The sequence below is a fragment of the Novacetimonas maltaceti genome (assembly GCF_002906255.1).
GTDB classification, from domain to species: Bacteria; Pseudomonadota; Alphaproteobacteria; order Acetobacterales; family Acetobacteraceae; genus Novacetimonas; species Novacetimonas maltaceti.
Map to the genome: position 1 here is coordinate 1 of NZ_POTC01000110.1, position 3,571 is coordinate 3,571.

Sequence of the window (3,571 nt, forward strand, 5' to 3'; positions counted from 1 at the left end):
GGAAAGTCGGTCGCCGCCAGATCTTCCAGTCAGTCCCTCCAACTCACCACCGCGGGGTGGAGCAGCCCGGTAGCTCGTCAGGCTCATAACCTGAAGGCCGCAGGTTCAAATCCTGCCCCCGCAACCATACATACGTGTCTGAAAAGACAACAGAAAAGCCACCCTAACGGGTGGCTTTTTTTGTGCCCAGAACATGCCGCAGGAAACACATAGGAAACAGACGGAAAGGTAATCGGGCGCAATTTTGTCGAAGGTCACATGTGTGTGAACGTCGAAGTGAGGCCATCTTTGATGGAGCGAATCAACCAACAGGTCAGGAGCAACTGGCAAGAACTTCGGTTATGATTGAGGTTGTTCGCTCTCCGGTTGCCCAGATGTTTGAAGCCCATGGATAGAATTACTGTTGGCTCTATACGCTTCCGGTTTTTCGAGGCACGCCAGCGTTAGTCCTGCGAAGCCAAGTCCTGCCCCGAGCAGGCAGACGCTGATCCAGCCTCCATGCGCATAGGCCAGTGTTGACGAAAAGGCGCCGCACGCGCTGCCCAACGAATAGAAAACCATATAGGCACCGACGAGACGACTGCGCGCCTCTGCGTCCGAAGCAAAGATCAGGCTCTGACTGGTTACATGGATCGCCTGAATGGCAAAATCCAGCAGGACGACGCCTGCGATCAGAAACCACAGTGAGATGGGCAAGGCAGCCATCAGGCTCCATGCTGCCAGGGCAAGAACAAAGGACAGAACGGTCGTCCGGCGGGCGCGTCCCTGATCGGCCCAGATGCCGGCTCGTCCGGCCCCCAGTGCTCCAGCCACGCCTGCAAGTTCCAGCTCTACAAAAACAGAAACATCATTGAACGCTTCTTCGCCAGGCTGAAGCAGTTCAGGGGCATTGCAACACGCTACGACAAGCTGAAGTCAACATTCCTCGCCGCAGTGCAACTCGTTTCCGCCATCATCGGAATTAACTGACGACACGCCCTAAGCTACGTTAAGCTGTTCAGTCTTCGTCGCCCATATCCTGCCAGTAAGCCTCGTTGAACACCGCGTCCAATTCACTTAGGTTTCTTAGACCAAGTTCCGCGGCGACGTGCCGGGCGTCCAAGCAAAATTGTGCGTATGTTTGAGGCGTGATATTGCTGTTAGAGGGCCGTTCGGGAAATTCAGGACCGGCCAGCCGCATTCCTGCTGAGCTATTTCGGTTCAGGACCGCGAATTTCGATGGATCGACGCTATGGAGCATCTCCGTGCGCCAGTTTGGCCCCACGCCCCGGATGCTCACTTCTCTGACTTTCTCGAATGCCTGTTCCGGGCTGAGATCGCCTGATGCCAATGCTCTCGTACACAGCTCCGCAAAGGCGGCCGGCTCGCCCGCGATGGCGTTCATAAAAATGGGAACGATCGCCGAGTGAAAGCTAGCGTCCAGCTTACGGAGCAGGTCATCAAACTGCTCTCCGGTTGGCCTTGACGTAGCGATGAGTTTCATAATTTTGCTCGCGCGCTTGACCGCTTCAGCGCGATTGCGCATTTGCGCGTCGAATCCTCGCTCGGACTTATCGAGGCGGAATTCACGCAGTAATTCACGCAGCACTGCGAATGTTGTGGGCTCTGCGGTGCGCAGGCGCTTTAGTCGCCGTTGTTCGGTAGCCCGGGTGGCCCTGGCGATATCGTATCTCCGCGAGTAGTCGCGGAGGATGCAGGGATTGAGCGCGCTAACGAGTTTGTCTTTGCACAGCGCGTCTAGACGGGTCCGAATTTTGGTCTCGCTATTCAGGCGCAACAGGACTGAGCATTCGTAGTTATCCGCCATGCCGCCATTCGTCCAGTTCGCCGAGCCGATGAGCATAGAAACAGATTTGTTAACATATTCGAACCGATAGACTTTCGGATGAAAAACACCGTCGAGTTTGTCTCCGACAAAGACCGACAGCGAGTGCTTCCGTGATAGCTTGAGCAACAACTTCAATAGCGTCGACTCTGACTGACAGAAGTCCAACCCGACGATGAATCGTGCCGAACCGCCCTGTTCGAGATGGTGCAGCAGGTGGTTCTTAATGTGTTCCCAGCCTGACATCTTGGCGAACGCCACTGCGACATCCACGTGCCTGGCATTCTCGAACAGGCGGCCGAGTGCCGCGGAATGTTCGCTATTCTCGCCATTCCATATGAGGTCGTAGTGGCCCGTCTTCATATTCCGATTACCTATGTGCGCATCACTTTGCGCCATGCATGACGTTACATCAAAGTGATGCACCTCAACAATGTGGGTCGCTGACTAGGCTCAGGACTCATTCTTTGAGGTAGAAGATGAAGCTGGCTGCGATGTGGATAGCGGACATAAAAGTGTGTGCGCAGCGATCGTATCTGGTTGCAACACGTCGCCAGTCTTTGAGCTTTGCGAACATGTTTTCGATGAGGTGGCGCTTTTTATACAGATGCCAGTTGTAAAGTGGCTTTGATTTCCGGTTCTTCTTCGGCGGAATACAGGCAGTGATCTTCCGTTCTGCGAGAGACTGCCTGATTTTATTACTGTCGTATCCCCGGTCCCCGATGACCTATTCTGTCTCATCGGGAAGGTCTGCCAGAAGTACATCTGCTCCCTTGAAGTCACTGACCTGACCGGCCGTCAGATGAAGACGAACAGGACGGCCTTCGCTGTCACAGACGGCATGAAGCTTTGAGTTCAGGCCGCCTTTTGTGCGTCCGATATGGCGGGGAAAAGCCCCTTTTTGAGCAGAGAGGCGGCTGTCCGGTGAGCCTTGAGATGTGTCGCATCGATCATCAGGCGCTTCGAACGGCCAGCCTGTTCTGTCAGCGCGACGAAGATCCGGTCAAAGACACCCAGGCGGCTCCAGCGAATGAACCGGTTATACAAAGTCTTGTGCGGACCATACGCTTTCGGGGCGTCTTTCCACTGAAGACCGTTGCGGATTACGTAAATGATCCCGCTCAGAACACGACGGTCATCCACACGCGGAACCCCATGTGCCAGCGGGAAAAACGGCTGGATCCGTTCCATCTGAAACTCAGACAGCAAAAACACGTCACTCACAGGCTCAACCTCCATCGGTAAGCCTGTGAATCACAACGCCCCGCTCAGTTCAATGAATTAACAGGTCCTGAGCCTAGGTAAACGTGTTTTGATTTGTTATTTCGATATGTGATGCAAAATTTAATTTGCTATTTTTTGAATTTTGCCTTTCCTAAAAATATAGCTTATTGGAGTAAATAAATTGCATAAATCTGTCATTGTCCATGTTGATGCACCCAGTTGGGGTGCTCGCCCAGTACCTACTCAATTTATATCAGAAGACTTTGTATTTAATATTGGAGAGGTTCTTCTTACAATCGGCATAATAACCTCTCCTCCCAGGGCTACTGGATTTACATTATCAGAATATTGGGCATGGGTAAGATATCTATGTGCCGTTAGTGGAAATTCCAATGAATTGGAGGGATCGAAGAACCCTTGATTGATGTGCTTGGCCGGTAATTTCTGGGTTTTGGCGATTTGATTGACGGTTTTTGCGATGGCGTCCAGTCTGCGTTTTGAGCAGATTGGGAGTTGTCTCTC

3 protein-coding genes, 1 tRNA gene and 2 pseudogenes are annotated in these 3,571 nt (G+C 52.8%); 2 read left to right on the forward strand and 4 right to left on the reverse strand.

Annotation, left to right across the window (positions count from 1 at the left end):
• Positions 1-50 precede the first annotated feature (50 nt).
• Positions 51-127: transfer RNA gene (locus KMAL_RS16300), tRNA-Met, on the forward strand.
• 212 nt (positions 128-339) lie between these two features.
• On the opposite strand, the gene KMAL_RS16305 is transcribed toward KMAL_RS16300, so the two are convergent.
• Entirely contained in the window at positions 340-813 is a 474-nt protein-coding gene (locus KMAL_RS16305) for an MFS transporter (protein WP_239020191.1), read from the reverse strand.
• A 9-nt stretch (positions 814-822) separates the two neighbouring features.
• Here KMAL_RS16305 and KMAL_RS16310 point away from each other — a divergent pair.
• A pseudogene (locus KMAL_RS16310) lies at positions 823-969 on the forward strand (transposase); the annotation flags it as partial.
• A 28-nt stretch (positions 970-997) separates the two neighbouring features.
• Here the strand turns inward: KMAL_RS16310 and KMAL_RS16315 are convergent.
• The 3 genes and pseudogenes from KMAL_RS16315 to KMAL_RS17475 all read right to left on the reverse strand — a co-directional run.
• Positions 998-2,224, reverse strand: a complete 1,227-nt coding sequence (locus tag KMAL_RS16315; RefSeq protein WP_110096509.1) for a phospholipase D-like domain-containing protein — start codon at positions 2,222-2,224, stop codon at positions 998-1,000.
• 61 nt (positions 2,225-2,285) lie between these two features.
• Positions 2,286-3,049 (reverse strand): annotated as a pseudogene (locus KMAL_RS16320) (IS5 family transposase).
• 243 nt (positions 3,050-3,292) lie between these two features.
• Positions 3,293-3,571, reverse strand: a 279-nt coding sequence (locus KMAL_RS17475) for a hypothetical protein (protein WP_219811433.1), incomplete at its 5' end; no start/stop codon positions are given.

Bases quoted from the DNA above. Each gene is read 5' to 3' on its own strand.
- KMAL_RS16315 (WP_110096509.1), bottom strand. From the start codon at position 2,224: ATGGCGCAAAGTGATGCGCACATAGGTAATCGGAATATGAAGACGGGC.